At 65.6% G+C, this 17,462-nt stretch carries 14 protein-coding genes and 2 pseudogenes; 6 read left to right on the top strand and 10 right to left on the bottom strand.

The window, feature by feature from the left end; all coding sequences use genetic code 11:
• Nucleotides 1-90: 90 nt before the first annotated feature.
• The 3 genes and pseudogenes from ASG92_RS20595 to ASG92_RS20590 all read left to right on the top strand — a co-directional run.
• Nucleotides 91-1,677 (top strand): annotated as a pseudogene (locus ASG92_RS20595) (glycosyl hydrolase family 32); the annotation flags it as partial.
• A 136-nt stretch (nucleotides 1,678-1,813) separates the two neighbouring features.
• Complete coding sequence (locus ASG92_RS30470; protein ID WP_346763003.1) at nucleotides 1,814-2,263, top strand: GH32 C-terminal domain-containing protein; 450 nt, start codon at nucleotides 1,814-1,816, stop codon at nucleotides 2,261-2,263.
• Nucleotides 2,264-2,600: 337 nt separating this feature from the next.
• Nucleotides 2,601-3,446, top strand: coding sequence for a metallophosphoesterase (locus ASG92_RS20590; RefSeq protein WP_240987228.1), 846 nt, complete (start codon nucleotides 2,601-2,603; stop codon nucleotides 3,444-3,446).
• A gap of 669 nt (nucleotides 3,447-4,115) precedes the next feature.
• On the opposite strand, the gene ASG92_RS28570 is transcribed toward ASG92_RS20590, so the two are convergent.
• From ASG92_RS28570 to ASG92_RS20570, 4 genes are all read right to left on the bottom strand, one after another.
• Nucleotides 4,116-4,556 carry a hypothetical protein gene (locus ASG92_RS28570; RefSeq protein WP_157372330.1) on the bottom strand — a complete coding sequence of 147 codons (441 nt, stop codon included), beginning with the start codon at nucleotides 4,554-4,556 and terminating at the stop codon, nucleotides 4,116-4,118.
• A gap of 120 nt (nucleotides 4,557-4,676) precedes the next feature.
• Nucleotides 4,677-5,789 carry an NAD-dependent epimerase/dehydratase family protein gene (locus ASG92_RS20580; protein WP_056632706.1) on the bottom strand — a complete coding sequence of 371 codons (1,113 nt, stop codon included), beginning with the start codon at nucleotides 5,787-5,789 and terminating at the stop codon, nucleotides 4,677-4,679.
• Entirely contained in the window at nucleotides 5,786-6,667 is an 882-nt protein-coding gene (gene mtnP / locus ASG92_RS20575) for an S-methyl-5'-thioadenosine phosphorylase (RefSeq protein WP_056632703.1), read from the bottom strand. The genes ASG92_RS20580 and mtnP overlap by 4 nt, the downstream gene beginning before the upstream one ends.
• A gap of 26 nt (nucleotides 6,668-6,693) precedes the next feature.
• Complete coding sequence (locus ASG92_RS20570; protein ID WP_157372328.1) at nucleotides 6,694-8,142, bottom strand: glycosyltransferase family 87 protein; 1,449 nt, start codon at nucleotides 8,140-8,142, stop codon at nucleotides 6,694-6,696.
• Nucleotides 8,143-8,252: 110 nt separating this feature from the next.
• Here ASG92_RS20570 and ASG92_RS20565 point away from each other — a divergent pair, with 110 nt between their 5' ends.
• Both ASG92_RS20565 and ASG92_RS20560 read left to right on the top strand, forming a co-directional pair.
• Nucleotides 8,253-9,491, top strand: a complete 1,239-nt coding sequence (locus tag ASG92_RS20565; protein ID WP_056632697.1) for a molybdopterin-dependent oxidoreductase — start codon at nucleotides 8,253-8,255, stop codon at nucleotides 9,489-9,491.
• Nucleotides 9,488-9,970, top strand: coding sequence for a hypothetical protein (locus ASG92_RS20560; RefSeq protein ID WP_056632693.1), 483 nt, complete (start codon nucleotides 9,488-9,490; stop codon nucleotides 9,968-9,970). The genes ASG92_RS20565 and ASG92_RS20560 overlap by 4 nt, the downstream gene beginning before the upstream one ends.
• Here the strand turns inward: ASG92_RS20560 and ASG92_RS20555 are convergent.
• From ASG92_RS20555 to ASG92_RS20530, 6 genes and pseudogenes are all read right to left on the bottom strand, one after another.
• Entirely contained in the window at nucleotides 9,901-10,650 is a 750-nt protein-coding gene (locus ASG92_RS20555) for a class I SAM-dependent methyltransferase (protein ID WP_056632690.1), read from the bottom strand. The genes ASG92_RS20560 and ASG92_RS20555 overlap by 70 nt on opposite strands.
• Nucleotides 10,647-11,342, bottom strand: coding sequence for a DUF2064 domain-containing protein (locus tag ASG92_RS20550; protein WP_056632687.1), 696 nt, complete (start codon nucleotides 11,340-11,342; stop codon nucleotides 10,647-10,649). Before ASG92_RS20550 ends, ASG92_RS20555 begins: the two co-directional genes overlap by 4 nt.
• Nucleotides 11,343-11,354: 12 nt before the next feature.
• Nucleotides 11,355-12,101 carry a glycosyltransferase family 2 protein gene (locus ASG92_RS20545; RefSeq protein WP_082579638.1) on the bottom strand — a complete coding sequence of 249 codons (747 nt, stop codon included), beginning with the start codon at nucleotides 12,099-12,101 and terminating at the stop codon, nucleotides 11,355-11,357.
• A 146-nt stretch (nucleotides 12,102-12,247) separates the two neighbouring features.
• Complete coding sequence (locus tag ASG92_RS20540) at nucleotides 12,248-13,396, bottom strand: HAMP domain-containing sensor histidine kinase (RefSeq protein WP_056632684.1); 1,149 nt, start codon at nucleotides 13,394-13,396, stop codon at nucleotides 12,248-12,250.
• The gene (locus tag ASG92_RS20535; RefSeq protein WP_056632681.1) at nucleotides 13,393-14,133 is read right to left on the bottom strand and encodes a response regulator transcription factor; all 741 of its coding nucleotides are present in this window, start codon (nucleotides 14,131-14,133) and stop codon (nucleotides 13,393-13,395) included. The genes ASG92_RS20540 and ASG92_RS20535 overlap by 4 nt, the downstream gene beginning before the upstream one ends.
• Before the next feature lie 98 nt (nucleotides 14,134-14,231).
• Nucleotides 14,232-14,483, bottom strand: a pseudogene (locus ASG92_RS20530) (TlpA family protein disulfide reductase); the annotation flags it as partial.
• Nucleotides 14,484-15,865: 1,382 nt separating this feature from the next.
• Between ASG92_RS20530 and ASG92_RS20520 the strand changes: the two are divergent.
• The gene (locus tag ASG92_RS20520; protein ID WP_200952037.1) at nucleotides 15,866-16,126 is read left to right on the top strand and encodes a hypothetical protein; all 261 of its coding nucleotides are present in this window, start codon (nucleotides 15,866-15,868) and stop codon (nucleotides 16,124-16,126) included.
• The last annotated feature ends 1,336 nt before the right edge of the window (nucleotides 16,127-17,462 follow it).

Raw genomic sequence — 17,462 nt, 5'->3', positions numbered from 1 at the left:
GCACTCCAAGGCAAGCTCTCCTGAAAGGTCTGTCAAAGATGACCAGACGCACCAAAGCACGGGCTCGTCTACCTCAACGGCAAGTACCACATGTACTACCGGTACAACCCCGACGGAACAGGGTGGGGGAACATGAGTTGGGGCCACGCCTCCTCGACCGACCTGATCCACTGGGACGAACAACCGCTCGCCGTCCCGCGAGGAATCAACGGAAACAACGAGGTCGTCGAAGAAATCTTCTCCGGATCCGTGGTGGTGGACACCCTGAACAGCAGCGGGTTCGGGACCCTGCAGAACCCGCCCCTGGTTGCCGTGTATACGAGCAATTACACAGGAGCCCACCCGACCCTCGCCGGCAAGCAGGCACAATCGCTGGCATACAGCCTCGACGACGGGCAAAGCTGGACCAAGTACGACAAAAACCCCGTCCTCAACCGGAACACCTCCAGCTTCCGCGACCCCAAGGTCTTCTGGTACGACAACCCGTCCGGAGCGGACTATTGGGTGATGGCCGCCGTGGAAGCCGACGAGCACCGGGTCCTCTTCTACAAGAGCAGCAACCTGAAGGACTGGAACTACCTGTCCGACTTCGGTCCGGCTATTGCCTTCGGCGGTCAATGGGAATGCCCGGACCTCTTCCCCCTCGCCGTGGACGGGGACCCGAACAACATAAAATGGGTCCTTTCGGTCAACATCAACCCCGGCGCCGTGGCAGGAGGAAGCGGCGGACAGTACTTCGTCGGAACCTTCAACGGCACAACGTTTACGTCCGAGACCACCGACCCCGCGGACCAACTCCCGCCGGGCAATGTCCTCGCCGGTTTCAACGGCGGCAATTACAGCGGATGGAACGTCCGGAACGATCCGTCGAACAGTTCCGGCCCTTGGGGAAGCGGCCCTGCCGCCGGAAGCCTTGCGGGTCAGAATCCGGTCGCGGGCGAAATCGGGGCCGGGCTGGTGAACGGCTTCCATGGCGGAGACGCTCCCGTGGGGACCATGGAATCGGCACCTTTCACCGTGGACAAGGACTACCTCAACTTCCTGGTCGGCGGCGGGAAGCACCCGCAGGAACCCGGCCAGCAGTCGGGAAACCAGGCCCCTCCGGGCTATCTGCTGTTCGACGGCTTCGACTACCCCGGAACGCTCACCCAAGCCGGCTGGCAGCTCACCGGCGACTTCCAGGCCGCCCTCAACCCCTCGACCTCGGGCGGTGAATTCGCCATCGGGAAAAGGATCAACACCTTCGAAGGCGGACCCCACCACGATGACAACGTCGGCACCATCACGTCCCCTGAGTTCTACCTGACCAACGCCAACATCGGCTTCCTACTTGGCGGCGGCAACCGGACCGACGGGCAACTTCAGGTCGAACTGCTGGTGGGCGGCGTACCTGTCCGCACCACAACCGGCACCAATTCCAAACACTTGGCATGGACCGCCTGGGACGTCAGCCCCTACAAGGGCAGCCAGGCCACCATCAAGATCGTGGACAACAACCGCGGCGGATGGGGGCACATCCTTGCGGATGAGTTTGTCTCCTCGGACACATCCCGCCTTGAGCCGCACGACTGGCTGGACTGGGGCAGGGACTACTACGCCACGGTGTCCTTCAACAATGCCCCCGACGGCAAGCGCATCATGCTGGGCTGGATGAACAACTGGGACTACGGCCAGAACACCCCCACCACCACCTGGCGCGGAACCATGGCCCTGCCGCGTGAAGTCGTCCTAACCCAGACACCCGCCGGCCCACGGCTGCGGCAGCAGGTGGTGTCCCAAGCGGACACGCTGAAGAACACAGCCGCGACGTACCCTGCGCCGGCCCAGGACATCGCGCCGGGAACCACCACACTCCCGGTCACAGGGGACGTGGTGCAGATCGACCGAGTTCTCCCCCGGCACGGCGTCGTCATTTGGCCTGAAAGTGCTCGGAAACGCCAGCGAATCATCTCGGATCTGCTACGCCACGGCCACGCAGCGGCTCTCCATCGACAGGACCAACTCCGGCAACGAGGGCTTCCACCCAGCCTTCAGTTCGGTAGAGGACGCGCGGGTCGAGCTGATCAATGGCCGGCTCCGCCTGCGCCTGTATGTGGACCGTGCATCCGTGGAGCTCTTCGCCCAGGACGGCCTGACGACCATCACGGACCAGGTCTTTCCAGCTGCTGGCGCGAACAACGTCTCCGTCTTCTCCGAAGGAGGAACCGCCCGGCTCGAAAGCATGACGGTGACTCCCCTGAACCAGGCCATGTGGGGCGGCTGACCCGGTCCAGCCCGAGGCACACGTAAGCAGCACGGGCCCCAGTTGCAGCCCCGGCGGCGGCTGGGGCCGTGCCGCGCCCTTGACAGCCAGTCCAGGCCTTAGGAATATCAAAGGTGCCGGTGCGCCTGGCTGTCTCTCGGGAGCCGACCTGCGGTCCGGCTTCTCGAAGGGTTATCGGATGCAGTCAGCACTTCCTCGTCTCAGATCCTTCCGGAGTGTGGCCACAGCCGCCGCAGCCCTTCTGGCGGTCTCTGTCGCGGGTTGCACCAGCGCTCCGGAGCCGCCTAGCGAGTCCGCGTCCCCTGCGGGTGATGTTCGGATCGCTGCTGTCGGTGACATGAATGGCGTCAAAAACTCTGCGCCTGATAGCCCGTCCGGTTGGAACGGTGCGGCGATCACCCGGCTCGTGCAGAACAACGAGATTGACGCGTTCCTAGGGCTCGGGGACTTCCAGTACGACACCGCGTACTGCGCTGACTACGTGAACTACTGGACGCGGCTGTGGGGTGGCACGAAGCCCAAGTTGTACTGGGTGTCCGCCGGCAACCACGACTGGAAACCCGGCCGCAACGAAGACCTCGACAAGTTCATGAATGGCCAATGCCCGGGGTCTCCGGCGAAGGCTGCGATCAACCAGCAGCGTGGGTTCATCGGGAACGGGGAACCGTACTCGAAGGACTTCGGGAACTGGCACTTCGCGTTCCTGTCGTCAGCGCACTGGCGGTACGACACCACGCAGGCTCGGGCGTTGACGACCTGGCTGGACAACGACCTCGCTGCTGCTGAGGCGGCGGGTAAGCACCTGGCAGTCGTGTACCACGACCCGTACTTCACGTCGAACACGAACGAACATGGGCGGGCCGCTGACCAGAAGCCGTGGATCGACGTGATGTGGAAGCACCGGGTCCGTCTGACCCTGTCAGGGTCACAACACAACTACGAACGGTCATGTCCGGTGAACAACGCTGACCAGTGCGTCGGTGACGGGATGACAGCGTTCCAGGTTTCCACGGGAGGTATCGGTCTCCGCTCCTTCACTAGCAGTCCGTCGTACATCGTGAAGCGGTTCAGCGACACTCACGGGTTCCTTCGGATGACACTCCGAGACAACGGGTCTTTCGACTGGAACTTCGTTCCAACGTCCGGGTCGAGCACGGACGCAGGTACGCGTTCCGCACCGTAGTAAAAGCCACCGCCAAGCCCTCCCAGACCCAGGGGCACCATCAAAGTTGGGAGACCGCATGCGCATCGAGGGACCGTGCTAAGCGACCGTGCGGCCACCGTCCTCATAGGCGTAGTTACCACAGTGTGGGCAGGCAACATCCTCGCGGGCATGTTGCAACTGAACGACCACCAAACGTCTGGGGCGGTGAATGGAATTTTTATGGCCCGTTGCCGCTGCCCTGCTGCGGTGCCGCGGGCTCCGTAGCGTTCCCATTTCCACGCCTGCAGATCACCCTGCGTCCGACGGCGGCGGGGTTACTTCCGGTTCGCCTGGAGCCTCGGGAGCCTCAGCCGCCTTCGGCAGCATAAGTTGCGACGCCGGTGCTGCCGCCGGCGGGTTTGTCACCCCAGGAACAAGCTCCGGTTTGAGCCGAGCCAGCATGCACGCTGCGGCTGCTTTCGGCAGCACAAAGTCCGACGGCGGTGCTGCCGCCGGCTTTTCTGCCATCCGCAGGCCTGTCAGCGACGGGCATACTGCCTTCAAGGGCGGGGCGGCTGAGGACCTGCTGCAGTGCCTGGCTCTGGCTGAAGCCGCGGTTGAGGGCATGCCTGATGAGCTGGCGTTGGCCGGATTCGGTGATGCTGCAGATTTCGCGGACCTCGTGGAGGAGCTCTCCCGCCGGGTCGACTACCTGCAGCTGCTCGCCGCGGATGCTGTGGACAGGACCCGCGCCGCGGCAATCAACGCGGCCGGACCAGCCAGCAAGGCCGCCGGCTGGACCACCGGCTGGGGCATCGAAGCCACTCCCCTGCCCGGCGACGATGCCTCGGCAACCGGGACCGACTCCGGGGCGGGTTCCGTTCCGGGGCACCACCTGCGGCTTCCGCAGCCCTGGATGCCGCCAACACCACGGCGCCGGCGACGGTTCAGGGGGCGGTGCCGGTTCTGGGGCCGGTGGAAGACGGGTGCCGGAACAGCGCCGAGTTCCTGCGCGTCAGGCTGCGGATCAGCGCCGGGGAAGCCCGCCGCCGCCTGGCCCTGGCCGCCGCCGTACTCCCCGGTACCGGCATCACCGGGGCTGGCAATGTCATGGACCGATCGTAGCTGCGACCATCCGGTCAGAAGCATGAAGCCGGCGGCGTGGTCGACGACACGGACGAGGACTCATCCAAGGATGCCGCCTTTCCGCCGCCCTGGTTCACCGGCGACAGGACCTCGGAAAAAGCCTCCTCAAACGCCGTAATCGGTTCACTGGCCATCGATGCGCCCCAGCTGATCCGTGGACTCCCGGCCTGGCTCTGCGCGCAGGGGTGCTGTGGCGAATTCCCGCATTCCGGCGTTGAAGCTGATGGCGGGGGTCCAGCCCAGCTCCTTTTTGATGCGGTCGGATGTGGCAGTGATGTGCCGCACGTCGCCGAGCCTGTATTGGCCGGTGATCACCGGCGCGGGGCCACCGTTCAAGGCGCTGAGCGAGGCTGCCACGTGACCGACGGTGTGCACATCGTCGGCGCCGACGTTGTACGTACGGAAGTGTTGGCCCAGGGTGGGCCCGGGTTCCGTCACGAGGGATTCTATGGCCAGAATGTTGGCGGCGGCGACGTCCCTGACGTGGATGAAGCTGCGCCGCTGTGCGCCGTCTTCGAAGACCCTGGGGGCTTCGCCGCGGGCCAGGGCGGACCGGAAGAGGGAAACGACCCCGGCGTAGGGGGTGTCGCGGGGCATCCGGGGTCCGTAGACGTTGTGGTATCTGAGCGCGATCGCCCATCCGCCGGATGCCCGTGCCCAGACGGAGGCAAGGTGTTCCTGGCTGAGCTTGGAAGCGGCATACACGTTGCGGGGGTCCGGCCGGGCGTCCTCTGTGATTAGTGCAGGTTCAAGGATTGTTCCGGTGTCGGGGCTGCGGGGGTCGAAGATGCCGTTGCGGAGGTCCTGTTCGGTCCGCGGTCCCGGACGGACCGGCAGCCCGGAGTCCGGGTCTGTGTAGGCGCCTTCGCCGTAAACCACCATCGAGGACGCCAGTACGAGGCGGCGGATCCGACGGGAGTCCATGGCGGCGAGCAGGACCGCGGTGGCGTAGTCGTTGTTGCGGACGTAGTCCGGTGCGTCGGCAAAACTGACCCCCAGCCCGACCTTGGCGCTTTGGTGGCAGACGAGGTCGATCCCTTCCAGGGCGCGGAGCACGATGGCCGGATCAGCGACGTCGCCGGTGAGCATCTCCACCCGGGGGTCCAGCCGTGGCCGGACCGGGTGAATGGCGGGATCCAGGGAGTCCAGGACGCGCACGTGCCAGCCCTTCTGAAGTGCGGCTTCGACGATGTGGGAACCGATGAAGCCGGCACCTCCGGTGATCAGGATCCTCATGGCCGACCCGCTGCGGGCAGTTGAGGGGGAAGGGCCATGACCCTGTTCACCGAGAGAGGGTCCATGAGCAGGGTCGGTGCGTAGTCGTCGCCGACCGCGGCGACTGTTGCTTCGAGAACCGCCAGGATGTCCGGCTGTGCGTTTTTGAGTCGGGCGAAGACGGCCTCCGCGGTCACCGGTTCCGAGCCGTCGTGGCCGGTGTCCGAATCGGTGACGTAGGCCAGATTGGCGAAACCCATGTTCAGTTCGGCGGCCAGGACCGGTTCCGGGTACTGGGTCATGCTGATGATGTCCGCACCGGCCGCCGCGAACCAGGCGGACTCGGCCCGCGTGGAGAATCGCGGACCGTTGATCACGACCACGGTGCCGGCCGGTGCGTGCGGCAGTTCCAGTTCGGAGAGTGCGGTGGCCAGCCGGGCACGCAGCCTTGGACAGTAGGGCTCTGCCGCCGGTAGATGCTGCACGCCGGGCGGTTCGGCGCCCGTCGGGGTCATGCCGTCGAAGTATGTGTCGTTCCGGCCCCAGGTCCTGTCAATGAGTTGGTCCGGCACGACAAAGCTCCCCGGCCCGTACCCGGCCCGCAGCCCGCCGACTGCGGAGGAGGAAATCACTGCCTCGACGCCAAGGCTCTTGAGCGCCCACAGATTGGCCCGGTAGTTGATCTTTTGGGGCGGCAGCGAATGCCCGGCGCCGTGCCGGGGCACAAACACCACGGTGCGCCCGGCAACCTGCGCGAGGGTGAGGGGGCCCGACGGCGTACCGTAGGGGGTCTGGATTGTCAGCTCCGACGGCGGCGCGACGCCGGGCAACGAGTAGGTTCCCGAACCTCCGATGATACCGATCCGCGCCCTGGGAGCGTCACGTCCCCGCTGTTCCATGTGGCCATGATGCCACCGGTCCGCTGTCATGACACTCCGCCGTCCCGGTAGCGGCGGCAGCGTCGCCGCCACGCCGCGGCCCCGACGGCCAGCGCCGCGGCAAGCAGCACCGTCCGGCTGATCGTCTCACTGTATGGGGGGACGGCTGGAACCATGTACAGGACGTCCAGGGCGAGGATCACCGCGACATACTCCCAGCGCCCGCTCAGGACGATGAGCGGCAGCAGCATCAGCGCGTACCACGGGTAGCTGGGGCTGACAATCAACAGCGTCAGCCCCATCATGGTGGCCTGACGGTGCCACATGTTCGAGGGGTCCGTGGTGCGCCAGACAAGGACGGCGGTGGCGGCCAGGGCCGCGCCGCTCAGGACCATGGGCCACACGCCTGCCGAGACGAGCTGGGCCAGGCCGAACCTGGCCCCGCCGGCCTGGCCGTAGCCTTCCTCCTTCAGGTACCCGGGCAGGAAGCCGAGGACGCCCGCGCCGGCTGCCAGCACATACGGCACATACAGGCAGGCGAAGGAGGCAGCGGCGGAGGCAATGAAGGCTGCCGGGCGCCGGAACAGCAGCGCGGGAGCGGCAATCATCGGGATGAGCTTCGTCGCCACAGCGGCTCCAAAGACCGCGCCGGAGCACGCAGGCCTATCTTTGGCCAGAAGCAATCCCGCGGCCAGAAGCAGCGCCCCGGCGAGCACGTCCACGTGGGCGTTGTTCACGGCTTCCAGCTGCACTAAGGGGCTCCAGGCCCACGCCGCGGCCAGGTGAAGCGGCCGGCCTGCCTTGGCCAGCATCGGGAGCAGCATCAGCGTGACGGCGGCGCCTATCAGCAGCCCGGCGAGCTGGAACGGCAGGTACCCTAGGCTGTCCGGGACGGCTGCGCGCACGGTGAAGAAGTAGATTTCGGCCCCGGGAGGGTAAATTGTCGGCACCTGCGGCCGGTTGATGGCCGTGCACAGCGGCGCGCCGGAGGGATACCCGGTGGCGGCGACAGACTCAGTACCGAACAGATCCCCCGGACAGACCGTGTTGCCGTCCGGCGCCGCCAGTCCCGGCCGGAACAGCCACGCCGGCCGGTAGGCTTCCAGGGTTTCGTCGACGGGAACGTAGGCGTAGGGGGATGTCCCTGCCTCCTGAACGATGCCGTCCCAGGCGTATCTTGCCGCATCATTGCTGGTCCGCGGCGGGCCGCTGACGGCAGCCAACCCCAGCAGGACGGTGCCAGCCATGATGACGGCACCGATCCGGCGGCGCGGAAGGCGGCGCAGGGACCGGACGGCGGCGATCAGGATCAGCCAAGACAGGCAGGAACCGGCGAGCGGAGCCGACGCGAAGGAGTTCCCCGGCAGCACCAACCACCACATCAGCGCCGCCAAGACGACCAGCAGCAACCCAGGCACGGCATAGGCACTGAGCCTGCCTTTGGCCGGCTCCGCAGGGTGGGGACTCACGTCCCGATCGTGGAGGTACGTGCTCACGTCTCGATCGTGCCTCAGACTGTCTCCCGAATCCGCATCCAGTCGCAGAGTTCCGCATTTCGTAAGATCCGGGCCGCCCACTCCGCCGGTGACGGTGCTGTGCTTAAAACATGCATAGGCCCGACCCGCAAAAACTTACCGAGGCGCTGGCTGCCAGGTTTGCCTCCCCGACGCGGAGCACCCGGCTTACCGTTGTCCTGGGGCGGTGGCTGGCGCTGAGCTTTACCGTCTGCTTCCTCACCGGTCTGTTCAGCCACGGGCTGCAAAACCCGCCGTCGTGGATGTTTTTCCCCACCAGCCCCGTCTGGATATACCAGCTGAGCCAGGGACTGCACGTGAGTGCCGGCATCGCCTCGATCCCGCTCCTGCTCGCGAAGCTCTGGTCCGTGTACCCGGAGCTGCTCCGGTGGCCGCCGGTGAAATCCCTATCCCACGGCCTGGAGCGCGCATCGATCGCGCTGTTCATCGCCTCCTCACTGCTGCAACTGACGACCGGGCTGATCAACACCTACAAGTGGTACCCCTGGCCCTTCCCGTTCCGGGAGACCCATTATTGGCTGGCCTGGGTCATCTTCGGGTCGCTGCTCCTGCACATCGCCGTGAAACTTCCAGCCATCATGGCCAACTGGAACGGGCGCGCCGTCCGGGCGGCTGAACTGAAGGCTGAACTGAAGGGCACCGGCGGCAGCCCCGGCCCGGGCAGGACGGACGCCCCGTCCGCCGCCGGAGCCCAAGGCCTGGGCCCGGCTCCTGGCCGCTGGTCCAGGCGCGCCTTCCTGGCCGGTGTCGGCGTGACCACCGGGGCGGTGGTTCTCACCACGGCCGGGCAGTCATTTTCCTGGCTCAGCCCACTGAACTTCTTCGCCCCCCGTGTGATGGGCACGGGCCCGCAGTCCGTCCCTGTGAACCGGACCTCCGCGGACGCCAAGGTCGCTGATCTGGCCACCTCCGGCCAATGGTCCCTCGCCGTCACTTATGGGGGGACGCGCAAGACGTTCAGCCTCGCTGACCTCCGGGCACTCCCCCAGTATGACCAAGAGCTCCCCATCGCCTGCGTCGAAGGATGGAGCCAGATGGCACGCTGGCGCGGCGTGCGCATCCGTGACCTCGTCAGCGCTGTGGGCGCGCCGCCGCGTTCGGCCCTGCGGGTGACGAGCCTTGAACCTGAAGGCCCATACAGACTCATGTCCATGCCGCCCGAATACGTCGAGGACGAACGGACCCTGGTCGCACTGGAACTCAACGGCTCCGTCCTGGACATCGAACACGGCTACCCTGCCCGAATCATTGCCCGCGGGCGCCCCGGTGTCCTGCAAACCAAATGGCTGCAGACCGTGGAGGTCCTGTGAACACGCCAACTACAACCAAGCCGGTCACTGCCGCCCGCGCTGTCCTCGGGGTGACCGGGGCCGTGCTCATCAGTTACGGCCTCCTCGGGCTGCCCACCCAGTTGGGAGCCGCCCACTTGGTGGGGCTCCTGACCTGGATGGCCCTCGCGGTCCTGCTGCATGACGGCGTGGTGGTGCCGCTGTCCACGCTGGCCGGCGCGGGCCTGACCCGCACAGGATCGCGGCTGCAGCCAGCCTCAGCCGCCATACTCCGCGGGGCCCTGATGACCGGTGCTGTGGTCAGCCTGATCACCGGGATCCTGCTGAAGGCGCAATCGGAGGCCCGCACCATCAGCGCCCTCGAAGGGGACTACGCCGCAAATCTGCTGTGGTTCTGGGCGGTCCTGGTCATGGCTGCAGCGGCGGCGATCTACGCGATCGAACGGGCCGGTCGTGCACCGTCCGAAAAGGGTGACAGCCGGCAAAAAACCCGGCCCTGAATACGTTCAGCCGGGCCGGGGGTCCAGCCGGCGTCCGATGCCCGGGCCTCCAGCCCTTGCCGGCCCGTCCTGGCCCAGGCGAAGGGCTCGCTGCGGTTCCCGTCACGGTCCTGCAGCACTGCCTGGTATGCGGTGTCGATGTCGTCATCGGGATCCACCTCTACCAGGAGCGTTCCCCGGCGTGCGATCAGTTGCCGGCACCGGCGCAGCAGGCGTCCGACGTTCCCGCCGATCCCGATGTTGCCGTCCAGCAGCAGGGCGGAGCGCCAGTTGCCGGCCTGCGGAACCGGGGAAAACACGGACTGTTTCAGCGCGCGGGTTCCTCGGCCGCACGCCAGGCCAACGGCCTCGGCGCTGGTATCGATGCCCAGTGCGCTCATGCCCAGGGACCGGGCCGCGGAGAGCATCCGGCCCGGTCCGCAGCCAATATCAAGAACGGGACCCTGAAGGCTTTGCAGCAGGTTCAGCTCCAGCGCGCTGGCCTCCGAACACCAGTCGAGGACATTGAACGTCACCTCGCCAGGACGGCGGCCGCTGTCCGGGGAGGCGTCATGGGGCCGCAGCGTGAGGGTGCCGCCGCCGAGGCGCAGGGCCCGAGCATAGGGATCATCCCTACCCTGCCCGAAGACGGTGGCCGGTGCCACCACAACAGGTGCCGGTGCGCTGATGAGGCGTGTCACGTGTGGCCGCCAGTGCGGTGCGGCTCCGGGGACGGCTGCGTCTGCAGCCGGGCGGACCCGACCTGTGTGGACGCGGTTGCGACGGCGACGGCGAAGTCCGTGTTCGGGATCCCGGCAGCGATTTCCAGGGCATCGGTGAAGTAGTCCATGTCCCTGAGGACAGGCAGCAGTCCCGTGGAGAGCCGGTACCGGGACAGCCGGGCAAGTTGCCGCGCTGCGGTCCGGTGCGTGGACATCGGTACTCCGCGGATCAGTGATCCCCGGGGCCGGAGGAGGGCAAGGGCCCAGAAACCGCCGTCTGCGGCGGGCCCCAGCCAGGCATCATGCTCGGGGGCCGGCATGGACCAGTCCCTGAGCAGCTCGGCAAGGTGGAGGTCGGAAAACTGCGGCGTGTCCATACCGAGGATCAGCAGGGGGCCGACGGCAATGTCGCAGATGACGGCGAGCCGTTCGTCCAGTGTTCCCCCGGCCTGCCGTGTCACCGAGAACCCGCGGGCATCCTGGCTGCGCGGTGTTCCCTCCATGACGAGGAGGCGGTGACTGGCAGGCAGACGCCGCACCGTGTCCAGCGTTCTGGTCAGGCTCAGCTGTGCAAGTTTCGCTGCCCCCGCCGGGGTCAGCGGAGGCGCCATACGGGTCTTCACTCGCCCCGGCAAGCACTCTTTGGCGATGACCGCCACGGTCAGGTCCATGACTTCCCTCCCTCAGTTCCCCGTTGCCCGTCCCCCTCGGGCCGGTCCGGACTGCGGGGAACTCAGTAGCGGACGGGATCGAAGCCCCCGGGAAAGCGCTATGAGCTGGACATACATGTCCAAGACCGCCGTCACCGTTCCCCGGAGGGTCCCGGTGACTTTCGACCGTCCCGTTCGCGGGGCATAGGCGACAGGGATTTCAGCGATCCGCCAACCACGCAGACTGGCTTTGACGAACATTTCCAGGGCGTAGCCACTCCGGCGGTCCTCAAGACCCAGCGACACCAGCTCAGCCCGGCGCGCTGCGCGCATCGGCCCCAGGTCGGAGACGGACTCACCGGTCAGCCGGCGCAGCCACCAGGCCAGAACGGCATTGGCAACCCTGGCGTGGACCGGCCAGGACCCCCGCTGGGGCCGACGGCGGCACAGCACGAGGTCCGCGGTGCCCTCCATGACCGGGGCCAAAAGGGCCGGCAGCATGGCCGGATCGAGAGAGCCGTCACAGTCGCAGAAGGCGACATAGTCCGCCGTCGCCGCCAGAAGCCCCGCATGGGCGGCAGCACCGAACCCGTGCCGGTCCTCCCGGACGACGAAAGCACCAAGTTCCAAAGCCAGTTCCGCGGAACCATCGCAGGACCCGTTATCCACAACGATGGGCCGGTATCCTGCCGGTATCCTCGACAGCACCCACGGCAGCGCGCCGCGCTCGTCAAGGCACGGCAGAACCACATCAACACGGGCGAGGGGCTCTTCTCTCATCCCTCCACGCTAGGGGGACGGACCGGAAATTTGGCCCGAAAATCCTTACGGTACGCGGACATCCGCCGACGCTGGGGGCCAACGAGAGAACGATGCTGCAACCGTCACCTGTGGCCCACCGGCGGGGGGAACTCGCGGTCGCCGCGCTACGCCGCGCGGGCTCCGTACCGCGGGAGAGTGACGTCGAACCGGCATCCGCCCGGGACGTTACGGACAGTCACGCCACCGGAGTGAGCTTCGACAATGCCGGCCACAATGGCCAGCCCAAGGCCCGCGCCCGCGGACATGTCGAATGTCGGCGAGCGGGTCCTGGATGGTGTTCCCCGCCAGCCGGCGTCGAATATCTTGCCCAAATCCTCCTCCGGGATCCCGCCGCCGGCATCCACGACGCTGAGCGCAACGTGTTCGTCCTCTGTCTCCCGCGCTGAAATGAGGATCTCGCTGTTCGCCGGTGAATGCTCGATGGCGTTCATGAGGAGGTTCCCGATGGCCCGGGATAGTTCGCGCGCGTCCCCGAAAAGCGTGAGGTTTCCGGTGCGGGATTCTGTGAGCGTGATTGATCGCGAGGCGGCCACCGGATGCAGGTCGGCCACGGTGTCGCTGACCAGATCGAAAAGCGAAACGGGTTCCATGGTCAGCGAGAGAGTGCCCGATTGTATTTTGGAGAGTTCGAACAGGTCATCGACCATGCTCGCGAGCGTTTCTGCCTGGAGCCGTATCTGCCGGTGGTAACGCGCCGGTTCTTCGGCGACGCCGTCTTCGAGGGATTCTGCCATAGCGCGCAGCGCCGCGAGCGGTGTCCGCAGATCGTGGGAGATCCCGGCGACGAGACGACGGCGTGACTGGTCCAGCGTCGTGACCTCCTCGCGGGAGCGGGCGAGCCGTTGCGACGTTTCCGCCAACTCCTGGGCCAGTGCAGCAAATTCAAGCCCCGCATAATCCTCCGGGAGGACGATCTGTCCCTCGCCGATCGCACGGGCCGTGGACCGGAGACGGATGCTGCTGCGCGTGATCCCGACACCCACCACCGCGGCAACGATCAGGCTGACCACGGCAGCCGCGCCGATCACCCAACACAAGACGACAAGGTCGTGTTCCGAAATATACATCTGGGCAGCGATGGCGATGGTAGCCCCGGCAATCGAAACAACAGTGGCCCCGACAACGATGAGCAGCCGCAGCAGCATCGATCTGTGCCGCGCGAAACGCAGGGCAATCCCTGCGGCCGCCGCGACGACGACTGCTGCCGCCACGGCGGTGAGGAGGATGGTTACGAAGTCCGGGAACGCAATCACGATTTACCGCTTCGCTGCACGCTCAACCGGTATCCGACGCCCCATTCGGTGGTTAGAAACTCCGGCTTGGCCGGCTCGTCTTCGATTTTTTCCCGGACCCGTCGGACATGAACGGTGACGGTGGACAGGTCTCCGAAGCTCCACTGCCACACCTCTCTCAGCAGCTGCGCCCGGCTGAAAACCTGATTCGGGTGTTTGAGGAGGAAGGCAAGCAAATCGAATTCGCGCACCGAAAGCCCCAGCAACCGGCCGTCCTTGAAAATTTGCCGGTTGGACGCATCCACGCGGAACCCACCAAGGTCGAAGGCGGCCTCGGGCGTAGTGTCAGTGATGCTGCGGCGCAGGATTGACTGAACCCTAAGGACGAGCTCGCGAGGGGAAAACGGTTTAGCCAGATAGTCGTCGGCGCCTGCTTCGAGGCCTTCGATGCGTTCCTCGGTGGAGCCGAGCGCCGTGAGCATGATGATCGGCGTGGAGGCACGGTCCCTGATTCTTCGGCAGACTTCAGCTCCGTCAATCCCGGGGAGCATCCGGTCCAACACGATCAGGTCCGGCCTCGTGCGTTCCGCAGCGCTCAGCGCGCTGAACCCGTCCGTGGCTTGGTCAACGATGAGGCCGGCGGAGCGCAGGTAGTCGGCGGCGACTTCCCTAACCATGGCGTCATCCTCGACAACAAGGACTCGCCGGTCACGCAGATCGTCGCCCAACGTCCGCTCAGTGCCGCGGGTCGGGGCCATATCCTCACCTTAGAACTCCCCGGCGCCGGCTGCGAGGGTTTCCAGTAGTAACGGCCCGGACTGTGTGTGGTTCGTAAGACTTCAACCTGAGCTTCTGGTCAGCTGATCAGGGCAGCCGTAATGAGCGCCCTCAATGTGGATTTGTCGGCCACCCTCAGGACTCTGGCAGCGACGCGGCCCTGCTTGTCCAGCACGAGCATTGTGGGAACGGCCTGCGGAGGATCAAAGCCAGCCATAGCCAAAAGCACGCCGCCATTCCGGTCATAGAAACTGGGGTAGGTCACCCCGAAGGTTCGCTCATAGGCGGTGGCAGTGGAACTTTCATCCCGGATGTTCACGCCGTAGAACTGTGTCTCCACCGCCGGGAAGGACTGGCGTCGATCTGGATTTTGAAGGCCTCCCCATGCGCATCACCGCCGCACAGGGCGACAACCAGGACGTTTGATCCTGTCCAGTTGGACACCCCTCGGTTGGCGTTGAATGTTCTGGTCCAGGCTGCTGACCTGATCTATCCGATGCACTGCCCGGCCATGCTTCATTCCTAACGACGAGTGTCAGGCTGGAATCTAAGACCCTGGCTGGACGGGTCAACAAACAGCGCAAACCGCCTTAGTCGGACAGAAGGGGGCCTCTTCCTGACGTCAGGTTTGGGTATACCCCACCGGACGCAGCGGCGGGGTGGGAACCACTCTTCCGTGCCAGATCTTTCACCGGCACCTGCGTACGGCGATCCGAATCTGTTGGCTGGATCCGCAGGATATGGTGGACCGGTTTGTCGGGCCGGTGCTTCAGATGGAAGGCCAATCCGTCCCGGCAGGAATAGCGGAGTTAAGCAGGTCCCGCCGCTTTCCGTCCCGGGGCCATAACCACGGCGCCCCGTAGATACGTTCCCAGCAGAGTGTTGCTCCTCGCCCTTGGATGATTTGAGAGTATCTGGGCTTGAGCGGGAAACTTCCCAGCAGGGCTACCGCCCGGAGGATGAGCTTGTCCGCCTCCGGGCCCAATTCATCGGCCCTGCCCGGATCCAGGTCCGCTTGCAGCTCGCACAATCGTGCGTACGCCACGGCAGCAACCGGGTCGTCCCGTCGGGTCGATGCCGCCCGCAGGAGTTGGTCGGCCAGCTCGATATGCGACCTGAGCTCGTCAAAGCGCCGGGCCAATAGGCTGTCTTTTCCGGGGGCCGGTGAATGTTTCAGCGATTTGATTTGGAGCCGTACATCGATCTGGTCCTTCTGGTTGAGGGCTTGCCTGAGGGCTCGCCGTCCAAGGAGGCTCTCCAGCCACGGGAGCGTCGGCTAGGCTCGTGCCACCAGGTGGAGCCGCGGTTCGAAGTATTTCTTCCAGTATTCAGCGCTCCGGAACCAAGGGGGGCGGCAGCACTGTTCTCCAAGAAAATCTTGCAGAGCATTCCACAGCAGTCGGCTAGGACCCGTCATTCGCTTCCCCGACTGCTACCTCGAGGTCATCGCGATCGATCCCGACGCGCCGGCGCCGGGGACAGTTTGTTCCCCCCTGATAGCTTTTATTCCCTGACGCTGACCCATGAAGGTTCNACCTCGAGGTCATCGCGATCGATCCCGACGCGCCGGCGCCGGGGACAGTTTGTTCCCCCCTGATAGCTTTTATTCCCTGACGCTGACCCATGAAGGTTCCAAGGACGTAGCGGGCGCTCTTGAAATCTGAAGAGCGCTGGACGTAGATGGTCGCAGATAAAACATCCGAGGAGGTCACCATGACAGTCACTTTCAACCACACCATCGTCTACGCAACGGACAAGCGCCGTTCGGCGGAGTTCCTGGCCAACGTGCTCGGACTGCCGAAACCCCAAGCCCTGTGGTCTTTCATGACCGTGCCCCTCGACCACGGAGTGGCCCTCGATTTCGCCACGGCGGACCAGCCCATCTCCCCGCAGCACTACGCCTTCCTGGTCAGCGAGGAGGACTTCCCGGTATATATCAAGCTGTTTGTGACAGCGGGTTGGTTTTGTAGTTGATGCCGGCGTGGGACGGGGCGGCTGGTGCGGTGGGTTTGTTTCGGTACCGGTGGGGATGTCGTGCGTGGCAGGCGTTGAGGGTTGCTTGGCGTCGTCGACGTGCGTGGTCCGCTCGTCCTTCGTGGACGGTGTCGGGCGTGTAGTAGTTCAGGCCGCTGTGGCGGTGGTTGGCGTTGTAGTCCGCGAAGAATGCCGCCATATGTTCCCGGGCGTGCTGCAGGTCCCGGAATCGGCGGGGAAAGTCCAGGTCGTATTTCACGGTCTTGAACAGGGCTTCTGAGTACGGGTTGTCGTCGGAGACCCGTGGCCGGGAGTNCAGGTCCCGGAATCGGCGGGGAAAGTCCAGGTCGTATTTCACGGTCTTGAACAGGGCTTCTGAGTACGGGTTGTCGTCGGAGACCCGTGGCCGGGAGTGTGACAGGGTGATGCCGAGGGACTGGGCAAGCTGAGCGGTGGTGCCGGCCCGCATCGGTGCGCCGTTATCGGCGTGCAGCACCGAAGGGTACTGCTTGTTTCCGGCGACCGCGTCTTTGATGAGTTCAGAGGCAAAGGATGCCGTCTCCACTCGCTCGACCTGGTGCCCGACAACCCTGCGGGAGAACACATCCATCATGGCGTAGAGCCGGTAGGTGTGCTTCCCCGGTCCGTGGAGCATTGTGATGTCCCAGCTCCAGAGCTGGTTCGGGGCGGTCGCGTGCACGATGGGTTTGGCTCGTTTGGGGCCGGTTCCCGTGCGCTGTTCGCGGCGGTCGCCGTTCTGCCCGTTCCGGGCNAGCTGGTTCGGGGCGGTCGCGTGCACGATGGGTTTGGCTCGTTTGGGGCCGGTTCCCGTGCGCTGTTCGCGGCGGTCGCCGTTCTGCCCGTTCCGGGCCACGATGCGGTGGGCGGCGGCGATGGAGAAGAAGCAGCGCCCCGCGTCGAGCATCCGGTAGTAGGCCTGGGTGACGGAGAGGTTGGCGTATTCCTTGGAGTTCAACAGCTCCATGAACGCCGCACCTTCGGCGTCGGTGATCCGGTTCGGGTAGNGCCCCGCGTCGAGCATCCGGTAGTAGGCCTGGGTGACGGAGAGGTTGGCGTATTCCTTGGAGTTCAACAGCTCCATGAACGCCGCACCTTCGGCGTCGGTGATCCGGTTCGGGTAGTCCCGGTCGGCATGGGGCACGGTGATCCCGGCCGGCGTAGCCGGGCTCAGACGCCGGTACCAGGCCGTGCGGTGAACTCCCACCAGGGCACAGGCCTTCACCGCGGACCAGCCGGCGGTGATCAGTTTCCCGGCAAAGGTCAGGGCGAGGTCTTTCCAGGTTTTGGCGTCAGCCATTCCGGCCGTCCCGGCTCC

The organism is Arthrobacter sp. Soil736, from assembly GCF_001428005.1.
Taxonomy (GTDB): Bacteria; Actinomycetota; Actinomycetes; order Actinomycetales; family Micrococcaceae; genus Arthrobacter.
The sequence above is the reverse complement of the archived record's forward strand: the minus strand, read 5'-3'. Positions and strand labels throughout refer to the sequence as shown.